Below are 16,274 nucleotides of genomic sequence, written 5' to 3'. Positions count from 1 at the left end.
GATCGTCGAGGCGATGGCCGCCGTCTCGCAGCCGACGGCGTCGGCCGCCGCGGCGGCCGTCTCGGTCCCGGCGTCGAACTCCAGCACCTCGACGTCGACGCCGTGTCGGTCGCACACCCGTTCCGCGAACTCAGCCGCGCGCTCGTGCATGTCGACACCGAGCGCGCCCCGGCGACATCAACCCCTCGGATGCGGCCGGCGACGCCGATCGGCGGGGGGGCGGCCCGGCCACTGCCGGGTGATTTTAAACCGTCCGGCCGCGTACGTGAGCGCAGACACGATGGCGAGTGACGCGCGCGGCGACGCCGGGGGGGCGCATCGACGCGCTCCGCCGAGGGCTCACGCGGACCTGGGAGGTACTCCGAGGGTCGGATCTTGCGGTCCGACCCTTCAGACCGGGCGAGGACGGCCCGCTCGCGTCGTTCTCGCCGCCCGACGACGAGCGCGAGGTCGACCGGTACTGGGTGAACGCCCCGTACGCGTACGTCGTGATCACCTACGACGACGCCGAGAGCGCGCACCGATACTACGCGGTCGAACCCGTCTTGGACGAGTTCGAGCGCGACCTCCTCGACCGCGTCGTCGACGACATTCGCGACCCGCTGCTCTACCGCGAGGGGACCGGCAAGACCGACGAAGAGACCCTCCGCGAGGAGTTAGAGCGGCTGTTGGAGGCGTACGGCCTCGACGTCGAGATGGCGACGTTCCACGCGGTCGCGTACTACCTCTACCGCGACTTCCGCGGCTACGGGAAGGTCGACCCCCTGCTCAACGACCGCCACATCGAGGACGTCTCGTGTGACGGCTACGACCTCCCGATATTCGTCTACCACGACGAGTACACCGACATCCGGACGAACGTCTCTTTCGGGCGCGAGGAGCTCGACAACTACGTCATCCGGCTGGCCCAGCAGTCCGGCCGACACGTCTCCGTGGGCGACCCGATGGTCGAGACGACGCTCCCGGACGGGTCGCGCGCGGAGCTCGCGCTCGGCGAGGAGGTCACGCCGCGCGGCTCCGCGTTCACGATCCGTCAGTACGCCGAGGACCCGTTCACGCCGATCGACCTGGTGGAGTACGGCACCTTCTCCGTCGAGCAGATGGCGTACTTCTGGCTCTGCATCGAGCACAACAAGAGCCTCATCTTCGCCGGCGGCACCGCCTCGGGCAAGACCACCTCGATGAACGCCGTGTCGATGTTCATCCCGCCGCGCGCGAAGGTGCTCACCATCGAGGACACCCGCGAGCTCTCCCTGTACCACGACAACTGGCTCTCCTCGATCACCCGCGAGCGGCGCTACGAGGGGGCCGACATCGACATGTACGACCTGCTCCGGTCGGCGCTGCGGCACCGCCCCGAGTACATCATCGTCGGGGAGGTGCGGGGCGACGAGGCGATCACGCTGTTCCAGGCGATGAACACCGGCCACACCACGTTCTCGACGATGCACGCCGACTCGATCGAGACGGTGATAAACCGGCTGGAGAACGAGCCGATCAACGTCCCGCGCGCGATGGTACAGTCGCTCGACATGCTCTCCGTCCAGACGCTGACGCGCTCGGACGACCAGCGCGTGCGGCGCGCGAAGACGATCGGCGAGATCGGCGGGATCGACCAGCGGACCGGCGAACTCGACTACTCGTCGGCGTTCGAGTGGGACGCCGAGACCGACGCGTTCCGCCGGAACGACTCCGCGCTCCTGACGGAGATCGCCGACGAACGAGGGTGGTCCCGCTCCGAACTGCTCCGCGAGGTGCGGCGCCGCGAGCGGTTCCTCGAGCACGCCCGCAGACTCGGCGTCACCGACTACCGGACGTTCACGGCGCTGATCAACGAGTACTACGCCGACCCAGAACGGGCGATGGACCGGCTCGAAGCACGCGTCGAGGACGCCGACGTCGAGGTCACCGGCGGTGTCGCGGTCGCCGGGGGCGGGCGCGGAGACGACGCTCCCCGAGACGGCGACAGCGGATGATCGCCTTTCTCCCGCTGATCGTGGCGGTGGCGCTCTGTGTCGGTCTGCTGGCGCCGCTCGTCGACCGCCGTGCCGACCTGGTCGTCACGCGGGTAGCGCTGTCGATCTTCGGCGACTACGTCGGCGAGAGCGGCGAGCGACGGCGCAGACAGCGCGACCTGATGCGCGCCGCCCACGTGGGTGGCACGCACCGGGTGTACGCGGCCAAGACGCTCCTGTACGCCGGCGTCCTCGGCGTCGCCGGGAGCGTGATCGGCGTCTACGCGGTCGCCGGGCTGCTCGCCGTGCTGGCGGTGGGCGAGGAGGCGGTCCGCGGCGCGCTCCCCGAGCCGCTGTCGTTCGTGGCGGGTCTCGCGCGGATCACGTCGGTCGACGCGGTCGAACTGTTCGTCCTGCTCGCGCTCGCGGCCGGCACGGTCGGGTCCGCGCTCGCGGCCGGCACGTACTACGGACGGTGGGAGCTGCTGGACCAGCGGGCACACCAGCGCGCGACGGAGATCGACGCGACGCTTCCACGCACGGTCGCGTTCATGTACGCGCTCTCGTGCTCGGGGATGCCGTTCCCGCGGGTGATGGACACCATCGCCGAGAACGAGGACGTGTACGGCGAGGCGGCCACGGAGCTGTCGGTCGCCGTCCGCGACATGAACGCCTTCGGGACCGACGCGCTGACCGCGCTCCAGCGCACCGCCCGACGGACGCCGAGCGACGACATGGCCGACTTCGCCGAGAACCTCGCGTCCGTGCTGGGGACCGGCCAATCGATCTCGGCGTTCCTCAGCGACCAGTACGACCTGTACCAGAGGGAGGCGGAGTCGAAACAGGAGCAGTACCTCGAGCTGCTCTCCACGTTCGCCGAGGCGTACGTCACGGCGCTCGTCGCCGGACCGCTGTTTTTCATCACCATCCTCGCGGTGATCGGCTTGGTGCTCCAGGACACGCTGCCGCTGCTCAGGGTCGTCGTGTACGTCGGGATTCCGCTCGCGACCGCGGGGTTCGCCGTCTACGTCGACAGCATGGCGCAGGGCGTGGGCGGCACCGAGACCGTCGATCGCGACCGGTCCGGCGAGACGGGATCGGACCGTCTGTTCGGCAGCGCGGCGACCGTCGAGGCATCGGGGCCTCGGTCCGACGGCGGCGCCACGGTCGAGCGGAGCGGGTCCGGCGGCGATCCCACGCGGGACGGCGACGGGGCCACGCCGCTTTCCGACCGCCGGGCGGCCGACTGGGAGCGCCTCCAGGCGTACGACCGGTTCCGCCGCGTCCGGGAGGTGGCGACGGCGCCGGTCGAGAGCGTGATCGAGGCGCCGTGGCGGGTGACGCTCGTCTCGGTGCCTCTCGCGGTCGCGGGGCTCCTCCTCGTTGCCTTCCCGATCGAACTCGGGCCGATCACGGAGATGGTCGCACAGGTCGACCGGCCGATCGTCGCCGCGACGGCGGCCGTGCTCGCGAGCTACGCGCTGGTCTACGAGACGCGGAAGCGTCGCGTGCGTCGGATCGAGTCCGCGGTGCCGGACTTCCTCGACCGGCTGGCGAGCGTCAACGAGGCCGGCACGTCGGTGGTGGGGAGCGTCCGGCGGGTCGCGAACTCCAACCTCGAAGCGCTGTCGGCGGACCTCCGACGCACGCGCCGCGACATCGACTGGGGCGCCGACGTGGGGACCGCGCTGCGCCGGCTCGACGGTCGCGTGCGGTCGCCGATGGTCTCGCGGGCGGTCGCGCTCACGACCAACGCGATGCGTGCCAGCGGCGACCTCGGTCCCGTGCTCCGGATCGCCGCCGACGAGGCCCGGTCGACGTGGGCGCTGCGTCGGGAGCGGCGACAGGTCATGCTCACCTACCTCGTCGTGATCTACGTCTCGTTTTTTGGTCTTCCTCGGGATCGTCGCCTCGCTGTCGGTGTCGTTCATCCCGGCGATCGAGGCGGCGACGATACCGGCGACTGACGGCGATCTCCCCGGCGGCGCCGGCGGTGCCGGCGGGATCACGGGCGGTTTGAACGACATCGACGCGTTCGCCTACGAGCAGCTGCTCTTCCACGCGTCGGTGGTGCAGGCGGTCTGTTCCGGGCTGATCGCCGGCCAGCTCGGCGAGGGCTCGGTTCGCGACGGCGTGAAACACGTCGTCGTCATGCTCGTCGTGACGCTTTTGCTCTTCACCGCGATCGACCTCCTGTGAGCGTCCACCTCGTGCCGGTCCGCCGTCCCGTCGCCGGCCGACGATATCCGCCGGCGAGATCCCGCCGGCAAGACCGGGGGCGCGAACCGTCCTGCTGTGCGAACCGCCCCGCAGGCGAGCCCGCAGCCGCCGAGGCTATATCCCTCGGCGACGACGCACCGGGCATGGACCCGCAGGCGACCTATGACCGGATCGCCGCGCACTTCTCGTCGACGCGGCAGTACGCGTGGCCGGAGGTCGAGTCGTTCCTCGCGGACCGGTCGGCAGATTTTGCGCTCGACGTCGGGTGCGGCAACGGTCGCCACACGGAACTGCTCGCCGAACGCGCCGCGCGGACGGTCGGGGTCGACGTCAGCCGCGGGCTGCTCGCCGAGGCGGTCGCCCGCGCCCGCGACCGTGGGTTCGCCGACCGCGTCGCGTTCGTCCACGGCGACGCGGCGACGCTCCCGATCACCGACGACGCGGCGTCGCTGGCGACGTACGTCGCGACGATCCACCACCTCCGGACGCGTCCCGACCGCCTCGCGAGCCTCGACGAACTCGCGCGCGTGCTCGAACCCGGTGGCGTCGCGCTGGTGAGCGCGTGGAGCACCGCCCACGACCGTTTCGACCGGGAGACCGGCTTCGACACCACCGTCGACTGGACGCTGCCCGGCGGCGAGACGGTCCCGCGGTTCTACCACATCTACGCGCCAGCGGAGTTCGAACGTGACCTCGACGCGAGCGACCTTGAGACGGTCGCGTTCGAGGTATCCAGTGGAAACTGCTACGCGGTCGTGCGACCGCCCGGATCGTCGGGGTCGTCGGGATCGTCGGTGTCGTCGCGGACGGCGTCGAACGGAGAAACGTAGCCGGCGGTCGGTCGCGCTCGTTCACCGCCGGGTCGGCGTCAGTCGGCCGGCGTCTCGTGACCGGTCGTCGCTTCCGCTTCGAACGGCGCGACGAGCTTGTACGCGGCGTAGATCCCGAGCACCGCGATGCCGGCGAGCACGACGCCGGTCCGGACGACCGGATCGACGAGCGGCGTCGCCACCACCTCGCCCGCCTCGTTGGTCACCGGGACCGGGCTGTACGGCTGGCCGGCGAGGATCTCGACGATCCCCATGCCGACGATACCGAGCAGCAATAGTCCCGCGCTCAGCGCCATCGCCGCCTTGTCGATGATGTCCGTCATTGGGTGTCACCTCGTTAGCCGAGCAGGTACCGGAGCTTGGGGTGTCGCTCGACGAACTCGCGCTCTTCGATGACCGCGTCGAGGCCGTAGTACCGCCCGGCCGCGAGCACGATCATCGTCACGAACAACAGCAGCCCCATGAAGTCGCCGTTGACGAGTCCGTTGCCGAAGCCGGCGTTGCCGATCCAGAACAGGACCATGAAGATGACCCCGCCGAACGCGGCGAATCGGGTGAGCACCCCCGCCATCAGCGCGAGACCGATCAGCGTCTCGAACAGGGGCACGCCGGGTTCGATGAGCCACGCGAGGTTGGTCCCCATCCAGACGGGGATCCCCCCGAGCGCGGTTCCGGTCATCTCCTGCATGTACGCGGTCCCGTAGGTGTACGAGAGCCCGTCCTCGATGAGCTTCGTGATCCCGGCGTGGAAGAACCACCAGCCGGTGACGACGCGGAGGAACGCGATCCAGTACGCCGCCCACGGGCCGTCGACAGCGAACTCGAACTCGTTCGCCAGGGGAGTACCCGATTGGTATGCCATCGTTCTCACCTCACGGGTGAACGTTGACTTCGAATCCATATATACCATCATTCGTCTTCTAAACTACTGAAAATCATTCTGAATGTACGGGAATAATGGGCGTATACTGTGGGTGATTAAAACAGTCTCCGGCCGTCGTGTCGTCGTCCCCGATCCGCCGTCGAAAACACGGAACGTTTATCAGCGGCGTTTGGCCTACGTGTAGGTGCGTCGCAGGACGCACGCGAGCGCCGGTGGTCTAGTGGTAGGACCTGAGCCTTCCAAGCTCATGGCCCGGGTTCAAATCCCGGCCGGCGCATACGCTCCTCCGTCGCGTACAGCAGTTTTCAGGTGTCTTGAGAGTGAATCAAACATGGACACCGCAACTCAATGCCCGGGTGTATCGAGGACACCCCGACGCCGTATAGCGGCTCGGACGCTGAGACTGCAGGATCGACCACCAGCTACGAGCCACGGTCCGACAGCGCGTCGGAGATCATGCCGGCGACGCTCAGGTGTTCCACCGCTTCGCGCGCCTGTTCGGTGTGTTTTCGTTTCTCCTCGGGCTGGCCTGCCGCGAGCGCTTCCAGGTCTTTGACGATTCGGTCTCGTTCGTCGTCGAGGTCGGCCATTCCCAAGCCGACGGCGAGCAGGTCGAACGCGTCGGCAGCCGCGACGCGGACTCGCCCGTCCGGGTCGTCGAGCGCGTCGAGGAGAAACGCGACGTACCGGTCGCGCTGGGCGGCAACGTCGGTGTGGGAGGCGTCCTCGACGTCGAGCCCGTCGACGCCCTCCGGGTGGCGTTCGACGCCCGGATACGCCTCGCGGAGCGCGCGGACGACCGACTGGCGGACGTACCCGTCCGCTGCGTCCTCGAAGACGGGCCGGCACGCGTCGAACAGGTCGTCGTACAGCCGGTAGCGCTCGGTCGTCTCGAGATCGCCGAGGTCGTCGACGATGCGGTTCGTCTCGTCGGTGTCGCCGGCGGCGAGTTCGTCGACGAGCGCATCCGGGTCCAGCGTCATAGACGGTGGATCGTGGCCCGAGATGTTGTACCTGTTGACGAGCCGGGACTTGCCTCGTTGGATCGCACCTCCGCGAACAGCCGCTCCTGAGAACCGTAGCCGGTGGAGCTCTCAACGGTGACCCGAAACGTCTTTTCGGCCGGCGGTGAAGCCGCGGTATGTTCGGAACCAGTGGCGTTCGCGGTCCGGTCGGCGACGTGGTCACGGCCGACCTCGCACTCGACGTGGGACGTGCGCTCGCGACGGACGGCGCCGAGACGGTCGTGGTCGGGCGAGACGCCCGCGACAGCGGTCGGATGCTTTCGCGCGCGCTTATCGCCGGGATCACGGAGTGTGGCAGCGACGTGATTGACCTCGGGGTCGAACCGACGCCCACGGTCGCCCGGACGGTCGTCCGCGAAGGTGCCGACGCCGGGGTCGTCGTCACCGCCTCCCACAACCCCGCACCAGACAACGGGCTCAAACTCTGGACCGCCTCGGGCCGAGCGTTCGACGACGAACGAAACGAGCGGATCGCTGGGCTCGTCCGCGAGGAAGCCTTCGAATTCGCCGCGCACGATGCGATCGGGTCGGTCCGTCGCGTCGACGACGCGCGAATGCACCACGAGCGCGCGCTTCGAGCGGCGGTCACGCTCCCGGACGATCTGGCTGTCGTCGTCGATCTGGGAAACGGCGTCGGTCGGGTCACCGCCGACACGCTTCACGCGGCGGGCTGTGACGTGGAGACGCTCAACGCTCAGCGCGACGGACGGTTCCCCGGACGACCGAGCGAGCCGACCGCCGAGAACTGCCGGACGGCGTGCGAGCTCGTCGCCACGACCGACGCCGACCTCGGGATCGTCCACGACGGCGACGCCGACCGGATGATGGCGATCGACGAGCGCGGCCGGTTCGTCTCGGGTGACGCGCTCCTCGCGCTGTTTGCCCGTCGTGAAGCCGGTCCCGGCGACCGGGTGGCGGTCCCGGTCGACACGAGCCTGCTCGTCGCCGACGTGCTCGACGAGGTCGACGCCGAGGTAACGTACACCCCCGTCGGCGACGCGTACGTTGCCGCTCGAACCGAAGACGCCACGGTCGTCTTCGGCGGAGAGCCGAGCGGCTCGTGGATCTTCCCCGCCCAGACGCGCTGTCCCGACGGTCCTCTCGCCGCCTGCACGCTCGCGGCGGTCGTCGGAGAAGAGGGCTCCCTCGCTTCCCTCGTCGACGCCCTCCCCACGTACCCGATCCGTCGTGATTCGATCCGGACCGAATCGAAGGCGGCAGTCGTCGAGACAGTCGCCGAGATAACCGCTACCGAGTTCGAGGACGTCTCGACACTCGACGGCATCCGCGTCGAAACCGAGACCGGGTGGTTTCTGGTACGGGCAAGCGGTACCGAGCCGCTGGTGCGGATCACGGCCGAGGCACGCGCCCGGGACGACGCCGACGCCCTGTTCGAGACGGCACTCGATCTCGTCGACCGCGCCCGCGACGACGCCTGATTCGTCCGGCGGGCCAGAAACCGCAGCGGCTAAACCGCGTCCCGCCGTCGAGTCCGGACATGTACGGAGTCGTGCTCGCGGCGGGCCGCGGGACCCGCATGCGGCCGCTGACGGACCGTCGGCCGAAACCGCTCCTTCCGGTCGGCGATCGCTCGCTGCTCGAACGGGTGTTCGACACCGCCGTCGATATCGTCGACGAATTCGTCGTCGTCGTCGGCTACCGCGGCGAGGCGATCCGGGAGGCGATCGGTGACTCATATCGCGATCGTCGGGTCAGCTACGTCCGTCAGGACGAGGCGAGAGGCACCGCCCACGCGGTGGCACAGGCCGCGCCGGTCGTCGACGACGACTTCCTCGTGCTCAACGGCGACGTGGTCGTCGACGCGTCGCTCCCGCGTGCGCTCGCCGAAGCCGAGGGGACCGCCGTCGCGGCCACGGAGGTTCCCGACCCGCGGGCGTACGGCGTGCTCTCAACCACCGTGGACGGGACGCTCGCGGAAATCGTCGAGAAGCCGGCCGACCCGCCGACGAATCTCGCGAACGTCGGCTGTTACGCGTTCGAGCCGAGCGTCTTCGAGTACATCGAGCAGACGCCGGAGAGCGAACGCGGCGAGTACGAGATCACCACCACGATCGAGTTACTGCTCGACGACGGCTACCGGATCGACGTGGCCGCGTACGACGGGACGTGGCTCGACGTCGGCCGGCCGTGGGAGCTGTTGGCGGCGAACGAGTTGGCGCTCAGCGAACTCGGCGATCCAACGGGTGACGCGACCACCGCACGCGAACCCGTCGACGGCACCGTCGAGGAGGACGTCCACCTCCACGGCCCGGTCGTCGTCGAGACGGGCGCCCGGATCCGGTCTGGGGCGTACATCGAGGGGCCGGCGCTGATCCGCGAGGGCGCCGAGGTCGGGCCGAACGCGTACGTTCGCGGATCGACCGTGGTGGGACCGAACGCCCACGTGGGACACAGCGTGGAGGTGAAAAATTCGGTGCTCATGGCCGACGCGTCGGTGGGCCACCTCTCGTACGTCGGCGACTCCGTACTCGGCCGCGGCGTGAACTTCGGGGCGGGCACGAACGTCGCGAACCTCCGGCACGACGACGCCAACGTGCGCGTGACGGTGAAAGGCGATCGCGTCGACACCGGCCGGCGGAAGCTCGGCGCGATCGTCGGCGACGGCGCGAAGACGGGGATCAACACGTCGCTGAACGCCGGCGTCAAACTTGGCGCCGGCGAGACGACCGTTCCCGGCGAGGTACTGATCCGAGATCGAGCGTCGGAGTAGCCGCCAACGATCACTTATAAGTGAGCGGTGGGGTGGTAGCGCCGACAGCGACGAAGTCGCCGCCGGTTAGGGCCACAGAGCGCCTCAGTGCGACCGACGAACGCCGGCCTCGGAGCCGATCGTTAGAGGGACGCGGCGACTGAAAGAGCGATGTTCGACCGGGCCTTCACGGTGCCGCTCGAAGGTTGCTCGCTCGTCGTGTGACCGCTTGACTCCCGCTCCCCGTGTGATCTGTTACCGTTCCGACCGCAGATGACTTAAATCGTGGGCAGGCGGCCGTCGGTGTTTGAGCGCTGATCCCATCATCGCGATGGCTCTCGCCGCGGGCGAGAGACGTCGGCTGTCACCTCGCGGCGATAAGCGGGGTCGACGACTACGATGAGAATGCCGATCTCGCGTACGAAGTGAACGTCACCGGGACGAACAACGTGGCGTGGTTCTGGAAGAAGACGGGTGACGCGCTGGCGTTCCCGTTCAGCATGGCCGTGTTGGGCGATCCCGAGTCGTTCCCGATCACGGCCGACCAGCCGCGCGATCCGCTGAACTGATACGGCCGGACGAAGCTGCTGGGCGAGACGCTGACGGTGTACGAGTCCGGGACGCAGGCGCGGAACTTCGTTTACGTAAAAGACGTGGCCGGGCGTACGTGCGGAGCGCAGAACGTTTGGTAGAGCAGTTGGAACGCGGGGAGACCGGGACGAAAACGTACGAGATCGCGAGTGGTGAGGATCTGAGCATGATGGCGGTAGCGGAGATCGGTCAGGAGGCGGCCCACGAGGAGTGTGGGATCGAGGTGGACATCGAGTTGGTAGAGAATCCGCGGAGCGGGGAGACGATGGTCGAGGATTTCAGAGTGGACATCTCGAAAGTTCGGGAGCGACTTGGCTGGAACACAAGGAGAAATATCACCAAATCGTTAAGATTACTCTTGAAGTAAATCTGGGTGTAGACCCCGTCACGATAGCTCTATTTCCGATCACAAATTATACCTCACGGTAGGGATCATCCGAATGTAATGGTTCAATCTATCGTCCTCGGACTCGACGGGGCGAACTGGGACCTCCTTTCTCCCTGGCTGGACTCGGGAGACCTCCCGAATATCCAGTTGCTCCGAGAGCACGGGACCGTTGCGGATCTCGAAAGCTGTCTCCCACCCGTGACGTGTCCCAACTGGCGATGTTACTCCACCGGGAAGAACCCAGGGAAACTCGGTGTCTACTGGTGGGAGAAGATCGACACGGAAAATCGAACCCTCTCGACGCCGACATCTCGGTCATTTAAAAGTGCGAACTATTGGGACTACCTGGCAGAGGACGGTGTTTCGACGGGCGTCGTCAACCTCCCGATGACCTATCCACCCCTGCCGATGGAGGACGGGTATCTCGTTGCCGGAGGCCCGGGAAGCGAACAGGATAACTATACGGACCCGGCAGAACTCGAAGCAGAATTGGAGGAGCGGAGTTACCAGCTACATCCCGACTCACCGATAACGTCACAGGATGACAGAGACGTGGCGGCAGACATCGTCGACCTGATCGACGAACGGCTGACGACCTTCCGATCGCTCCTCGACGAGCGCGACGTCGACATCGCACACTGCACTGTCTTCTACATCAACGTCCTTCAGCACTACTTCTGGCGGGGAGAGCCGACGGCCGAGGCGTGGCAGGTGATCGACCAACACATCGGCGCGATTCGAGAAGAGTATCCCGAAGCCACCCTCTATCTGATGTCCGATCACGGCTGCGCAGAGATCGATACGATGTTCTACGCCAACAGCTGGCTGGAGGAGGAAGGATTTCTCGAGACGAAGACAAGCGGTACGACGAGTGTACTAGAACGGTTCGACATCAACAAGCAGCGAATCTCGAAGCTAGCAGATAGAGTCGGCGTTCGAGGGGTGGTGGCTGCACTCGCTCCGGAACGTATCAAACAGGCTGTTCCGGAAGACGACGAGGGGGCAAAGCGTGACCAGAAGCTCGATCGGATCGATTGGGAACAGTCGCGGGCAGTGGCGAGCGGTCAGGGCCTGATTTACGTTATCGATGGAAAAAAAGAGACTCGAGACCATATCATCGATCGGTTATCCTCGCTCAAGAGCGAAATTTCGGGGATTCCAATCGCGCAAAGTGTCTACCGACGCGAGGAGGTATACGAGGGGCCGTACGTCTCGGAGGCGCCGACGATCGTTTTCGATCAGACGCCGGGCGTTCACACAAGCGGGGCAATCGGCCCCAACCCCGTGTTTGAGGACGTGAGCCACTGGTCGGCCGAGAACGTTCGAACCGGCCTGTTCCTTGCTGACGGGCCCGACGTGACGGGAACCGCTGAGGATCGGATCTCGATTACCGACATCGCGCCGACGATCCTTCACGAGCACGGATCGGCGATTCCGTCCGATATGGATGGAGAACCGCTGGGGCTATTCGATTACGATCAGCCAGGCGAACGGGATCCGATCGTTCCGGACTTCGTCGATCAGCGTTCCGACGAATCGGTCCAGAATCGGCTGGAGGACTTGGGATACTTGCAGTGACTGTCTGTCTGACCGGCGACGTCCATCATATGTCGATGGGGACGCGAGACCAGGCGTATCTGGATCGCACCGAGGTGGAGGTCGCGATCGAGTACGCCGAGATCGCGGCGGAGTACGACGTGCCGGTGACGCTGTTTCTCACTGGGCGGACCGCCGTCGAGGAGCCGGAGCGAGTCGAAACGCTGGCGGCGATGGACAACGTCGAGATCGGCGGCCACAACTACTGGGCGTTCGACACGCCGGTCCACAAGACGTGGCGCGGGGCCGAGAAGGTGACCGGCGGACGGATCGGGTCGTGGAACGGTCCGCGGCCGTTTCAGCGGTTCGAGATTCGTCGGACGATCCAGGCGCTGAACGAACGCGGCGTAGACGTGACCGCGTGGCGGGATCACGCGTATCGCCACGATCAGTATACGACAGAGTTACTGGCAGAAGAGGGGATTACGCACTTCTCTGATGCCGTTGGTCCAGACGAACGGGTACGTCAGGAGGACGGCGTGACGGTCGTGCCGGTCAATACACCGCCGGATCACGAGCACGTCTATCACGCGTTCAGGACACCTGGATCGGAGGCCGTTGAGGAATTCGAGGGGCCGTTCGGTGAGAGATCGGTCTCAGTTGATGAGTGGGTCGAGTGGGTTTTAGAGAAAACTGAGTCGGTTCAGTTAGACGAAGGAGTAGCGACTGTACTGGCACATCCAGCGTGTCTGTGGCTGGCTGACGAATTCGATGCTTTTGAGCGTCTCGTCGTGGCTGTTTCCGACGGACAGGCGAGGATGATGCCCGAATCGGCTAATAGGACAATTCACGTATGAACGAGAGCATACACGTGGGATTCCTCGGAGGTACGGAACTCCCGGGGAATGTACAAACGCTACTGAGTAACTTGCGACGACTCCTCAAGTCGGCAGATACGACGTTCGCATGTGACCTACTCGTTCCGGAGGGAATCGAGACCCCCGAAGATTATCGGACTGTTCAGATCAATCACGAGCCAGTCGAGACTGCTCGTGATCGTCTACGAGTTCTTTATCAGTCGGTCACGCAGTACGCTGCTGCCGAGCAGCCGGATGTACTAGTGCAAGTCACTCGCTTTCCGACTCATGGTTCTGCTGTCGCGCTCGCCGGCCGGAAGACAGACACGCCGACGGTCACACGGCTGGCCGGCGATAACTTCCGGGAACACCAGTTCGCGACGAATTTCACCGAGAAACTTCGTACGTTCGCGTTGAAAAATATGATCGCGCTTGCGGCTGTCCATCTATCTGATGCAGTTGTCGTTCTCGGTCCGAACGGTCGCCGCGATCTGGAACGTCGGTTCCGTCGGTCAGATGTGTGGGAAATTCCACAGCCAGTTGATCGTTCGCGGTTCTCGCCGGGCGACGCGAGTGATCTCCGCGAGTCGCTGGGGATTGGGTCGAATGAGCGGATGTTGTTAACCGTCGGGCGAGTGAGCCGTCGAAAAGGAGCCGAGACGATTCAGAGGGTCGCACCGTCGTGTGATGGGACTTGGGTTATCGTGGGCGACGGGCCGATGCGAGAGGGGTTACAGGATACCACAGGAGTCCATGCGCCGGGTCGTATTTCCCACAAGAAAATCGTGGACTACTATCGAGCAGCGGACCTCTACGTTCATCCATCGCTGCACGAGGGACTCCCGAACGTGTTGCTGGAAGCGACAGCCTGTGGAACACCGTGTATTGCCCGTAACGTCGGAGAGTGTGCCACTGTCGCTGTCGAGACGTTCACCGACGAGACAGAACTGCAAGCGGTACTCGATCAGTCGTACGAATCGGTCGAACTAGATGACTGCTTTGCGGACGATCGGCTCGCAGAGCAGTACGAATCTCTTCTACTGGAGGTAGCCTGCTGATGGCTGATAGTGCCCTCTTTTCTGTCGATCTCGAACCGAACAAGGACGGCACGATGGATGGCGTCCGTGACGCGATGGAATGGTTCGATCGTGTTGTTCCTCGCGGGACCGTATTCACCACCTATCGCATCGCCGCCGAGGCGCCCGATCTGCTCGCGACGCTCTCGGAGTCACACGAGATCGGCGTTCACGTTCATCCTCGGGAATTCGGTCACGACTCTGACCAGCTCGCCGAACTACCCCGTGATCGCCAGTGGGAACTAGTCAAACGGACTCGGGAGGAAATTACCGATGTAATTGGGAATGAGCCGATATCGTTCCGTGCCGGTCGCCATAGTGCGAGTCTCGAAACGGTTGATGTATTACAGGAATTGGGATTTGCTGTAGACGCCTCGATTAACGTCCGATACGACGGGTATCTACCTGCCACGTTGACTAAGCGATCTGAACCGTTCGAACTCAACGGACTGCTGGAGGTGCCTGTGACTCACGGCACTCTGCCAATCTTCTCAACGTGTGGCCTTCGGGCGCTAGCCGAACGCCCCGTAACGGCTACGGCTGCTACCCTTCGAGCTGATCGGTGGAAGTGTTCAGGGACGAGTGCGCTTACCGAGTTAGCTGCTAACGCTGAGGTGTTCTCATTCTATATGCATCCGTACGATGCAACGAATCATCACGGGCTGGAGAACACCGGTATGGAGTACCGAGAAAGACTAGAGGTACTGCTCAACCAGTTAACCGACGCGGTATTTGTGGCTATTGGAGACTTAGTTGAGATTTAACAAACTACCAGCCGAATATTATCACACTTCTATCTCCGTAATATATTTAGATCAATAGAATCTTCAGAAACGAATACATCACTCCTGAAGGTATCCGAGGTTCTGAAGTCGCTCTTTAGTCTCGTCCGACCACTCAATATCCGCAACCCCAGCGTCAACCGACTCCTCGTACTCTAGAATAATGTTCTCGAGATTTTCAATAACATCTCCATTCGCCGAGGCAACGTTGACTTCCTCGTTGGGGTCGGATTCGAGATCGAATAACAGTTTTTCATTCGTAGTTGACCGGCGGATGAATTTCCACTGCTCCGTCCTTACTCCGAACGTCTTGCCGCTTTCGGAGATGAACATCGCGGGATGGCTCAGTTCAAATGAATCTTCGCCGCGAAGGAGAGGAGCGATGCTCCTTCCTTCCATCTCTTTTGGTACGTCTATACTAACGAGGTCAAGGAGCGTTGGAGCGAGATCTAGCAATTGCACTTGTTCATCAACTGTTTGACTATCAATTGGTCCACCTCCGATTACCAACGGAACTCGAATTAACTCATCATAGGGGTAGACGTGATGGCCGAATCGATCGTGTTCTCCGAACGCTTCCCCGTGGTCAGCAGTAACAGCGATTATAGTGTCCTCCAATTCACCCATATCGGCTATCGCATCAATCATCCGGCCGATCTGTCTGTCGACAAACCGCGCTTCAGCGAAATACAACCGCTTTAGATCTCGAACATCCTGTTCGTCAAGCTCTTCTGGGCGTTCCTGCATCATTCCGTTTAGAGTGACAATTCGGCGGTTCGATGGTCGGTCAAACGGTAACTCGTCGAATACCCACTTCGGCGGATCAAACGGATAGTGAACATCCATATAGTGAAGCCACATAAAGAAGGGATCATCAGATCGGCGAGCCTCCATCCAATCTATCGCTCCGCCAGTAATGCTATCACCGCGGGCGTATGACTTCGTATCCGTCGTTACGCTAAATAGGTGCCATATACGCCGAAGTAGATGATAGAAAAGGGAATCTGGATCCAGTTGTCGTTCGATACGGTCTTTGGCCGTCGTGACGGAATCAGACCCGTCTACAAGGTCGTTGAAGACCTCAAATCCGGTATGATAATTCTGCTCGTTTCCGAGGAATGGATTTGAGTGATAGCCGATGGTATCGTAGTTTTCCCTACTTAGTGAACGAGCAAGAAACGGAGATTTATCCTTATCTAGGACGCCGTAGGGGCCATAGCTAAGCGAATGGGTACCTGTAAGAATTGCGGGAAAGCTCGCAGTTGTGTTAGGACCGTTCGAGACCGCCTGTGTAAACTCGCATCCGCTGGTGCTGAGAGAGTTGATGCAGGGGGTAGCTGGGACATCGATGTTAATTAATTTATCATATCGGAGACTATCGATTGTCACCAGCAGAACGTTACTGTCTTTCATCGTTGCAT

Annotated in this window: 11 protein-coding genes, 1 tRNA gene and 4 pseudogenes; 11 read left to right on the top strand and 5 right to left on the bottom strand. The window is 63.9% G+C overall.

From position 1 onward, the window contains the following. A pseudogene (locus tag GJ633_RS01295) lies at window positions 1–150 on the bottom strand (YbaK/EbsC family protein); the annotation flags it as partial. Between the two features lie 130 nt (window positions 151–280). On the opposite strand from GJ633_RS01295, the pseudogene GJ633_RS01290 reads away from it, so the two are divergent. The 3 genes and pseudogenes from GJ633_RS01290 to GJ633_RS01280 all read left to right on the top strand — a co-directional run bounded on the left by GJ633_RS01290 (window position 281) and on the right by GJ633_RS01280 (window position 5,005). After that, window positions 281–1,976 (top strand): annotated as a pseudogene (locus GJ633_RS01290) (type II/IV secretion system ATPase subunit). Next, window positions 1,973–4,154: pseudogene (locus tag GJ633_RS01285) on the top strand (type II secretion system F family protein). Before GJ633_RS01290 ends, GJ633_RS01285 begins: the two co-directional pseudogenes overlap by 4 nt. Before the next feature lie 164 nt (window positions 4,155–4,318). Beyond that, window positions 4,319–5,005 (top strand): class I SAM-dependent methyltransferase, encoded by a 687-nt coding sequence (locus tag GJ633_RS01280; RefSeq protein WP_156586505.1) that lies wholly within the window; start codon window positions 4,319–4,321, stop codon window positions 5,003–5,005. 38 nt (window positions 5,006–5,043) lie between these two features. Here the strand turns inward: GJ633_RS01280 and GJ633_RS01275 are convergent, their stop codons facing one another. Both GJ633_RS01275 and GJ633_RS01270 read right to left on the bottom strand, forming a co-directional pair. Further along, window positions 5,044–5,328: a hypothetical protein gene (locus GJ633_RS01275; protein WP_156586503.1), complete on the bottom strand. Its 285-nt coding sequence runs from the start codon at window positions 5,326–5,328 to the stop codon at window positions 5,044–5,046. Window positions 5,329–5,342: 14 nt separating this feature from the next. Beyond that, complete coding sequence (locus GJ633_RS01270) at window positions 5,343–5,867, bottom strand: DoxX family protein (protein WP_156586501.1); 525 nt, start codon at window positions 5,865–5,867, stop codon at window positions 5,343–5,345. Between the two features lie 227 nt (window positions 5,868–6,094). Between GJ633_RS01270 and GJ633_RS01265 the strand changes: the two genes are divergently transcribed. Next, window positions 6,095–6,165: transfer RNA gene (locus GJ633_RS01265), tRNA-Gly, on the top strand. 145 nt (window positions 6,166–6,310) lie between these two features. Here the strand turns inward: GJ633_RS01265 and GJ633_RS01260 are convergent. After that, complete coding sequence (locus GJ633_RS01260) at window positions 6,311–6,871, bottom strand: hypothetical protein (RefSeq protein WP_156586499.1); 561 nt, start codon at window positions 6,869–6,871, stop codon at window positions 6,311–6,313. A 158-nt stretch (window positions 6,872–7,029) separates the two neighbouring features. Here GJ633_RS01260 and glmM point away from each other — a divergent pair, with 158 nt between their 5' ends. The 7 genes and pseudogenes from glmM (at window position 7,030) to GJ633_RS01225 (ending at window position 14,835) form a co-directional block, all read left to right on the top strand. Then, complete coding sequence (glmM, locus tag GJ633_RS01255) at window positions 7,030–8,352, top strand: phosphoglucosamine mutase (RefSeq protein WP_156586497.1); 1,323 nt, start codon at window positions 7,030–7,032, stop codon at window positions 8,350–8,352. A 59-nt stretch (window positions 8,353–8,411) separates the two neighbouring features. Next, the gene (gene glmU, locus GJ633_RS01250; protein WP_156586495.1) at window positions 8,412–9,644 is read left to right on the top strand and encodes a bifunctional sugar-1-phosphate nucleotidylyltransferase/acetyltransferase; all 1,233 of its coding nucleotides are present in this window, start codon (window positions 8,412–8,414) and stop codon (window positions 9,642–9,644) included. Between the two features lie 332 nt (window positions 9,645–9,976). Then, window positions 9,977–10,581, top strand: a pseudogene (locus GJ633_RS01245) (NAD-dependent epimerase/dehydratase family protein); the annotation flags it as partial. A gap of 78 nt (window positions 10,582–10,659) precedes the next feature. Continuing rightward, the gene (locus GJ633_RS01240) at window positions 10,660–12,180 is read left to right on the top strand and encodes an alkaline phosphatase family protein (RefSeq protein ID WP_156586493.1); all 1,521 of its coding nucleotides are present in this window, start codon (window positions 10,660–10,662) and stop codon (window positions 12,178–12,180) included. Between the two features lie 35 nt (window positions 12,181–12,215). Then, window positions 12,216–12,995 carry a polysaccharide deacetylase family protein gene (locus GJ633_RS01235; RefSeq protein WP_231741177.1) on the top strand — a complete coding sequence of 260 codons (780 nt, stop codon included), beginning with the start codon at window positions 12,216–12,218 and terminating at the stop codon, window positions 12,993–12,995. After that, window positions 12,992–14,053: a glycosyltransferase family 4 protein gene (locus GJ633_RS01230; RefSeq protein ID WP_156586491.1), complete on the top strand. Its 1,062-nt coding sequence runs from the start codon at window positions 12,992–12,994 to the stop codon at window positions 14,051–14,053. Before GJ633_RS01235 ends, GJ633_RS01230 begins: the two co-directional genes overlap by 4 nt. Continuing rightward, window positions 14,053–14,835 (top strand): polysaccharide deacetylase family protein, encoded by a 783-nt coding sequence (locus GJ633_RS01225; protein WP_156586489.1) that lies wholly within the window; start codon window positions 14,053–14,055, stop codon window positions 14,833–14,835. The genes GJ633_RS01230 and GJ633_RS01225 overlap by 1 nt, the downstream gene beginning before the upstream one ends. Window positions 14,836–14,913: 78 nt before the next feature. Here GJ633_RS01225 and GJ633_RS01220 read toward each other — a convergent pair whose 3' ends face one another. Beyond that, on the bottom strand, window positions 14,914–16,266 hold the full coding sequence (locus tag GJ633_RS01220; protein WP_156586487.1) for a sulfatase: 1,353 nt from the start codon (window positions 16,264–16,266) through the stop codon (window positions 14,914–14,916). Window positions 16,267–16,274: the final 8 nt, after the last annotated feature.

Origin of the sequence: Halorubrum sp. CBA1125 (assembly GCF_009742825.1) — an archaeon.
Lineage (GTDB): Archaea > Halobacteriota > Halobacteria > Halobacteriales > Haloferacaceae > Halorubrum.
This window is presented reverse-complemented; position numbering and strand designations above follow the sequence as displayed.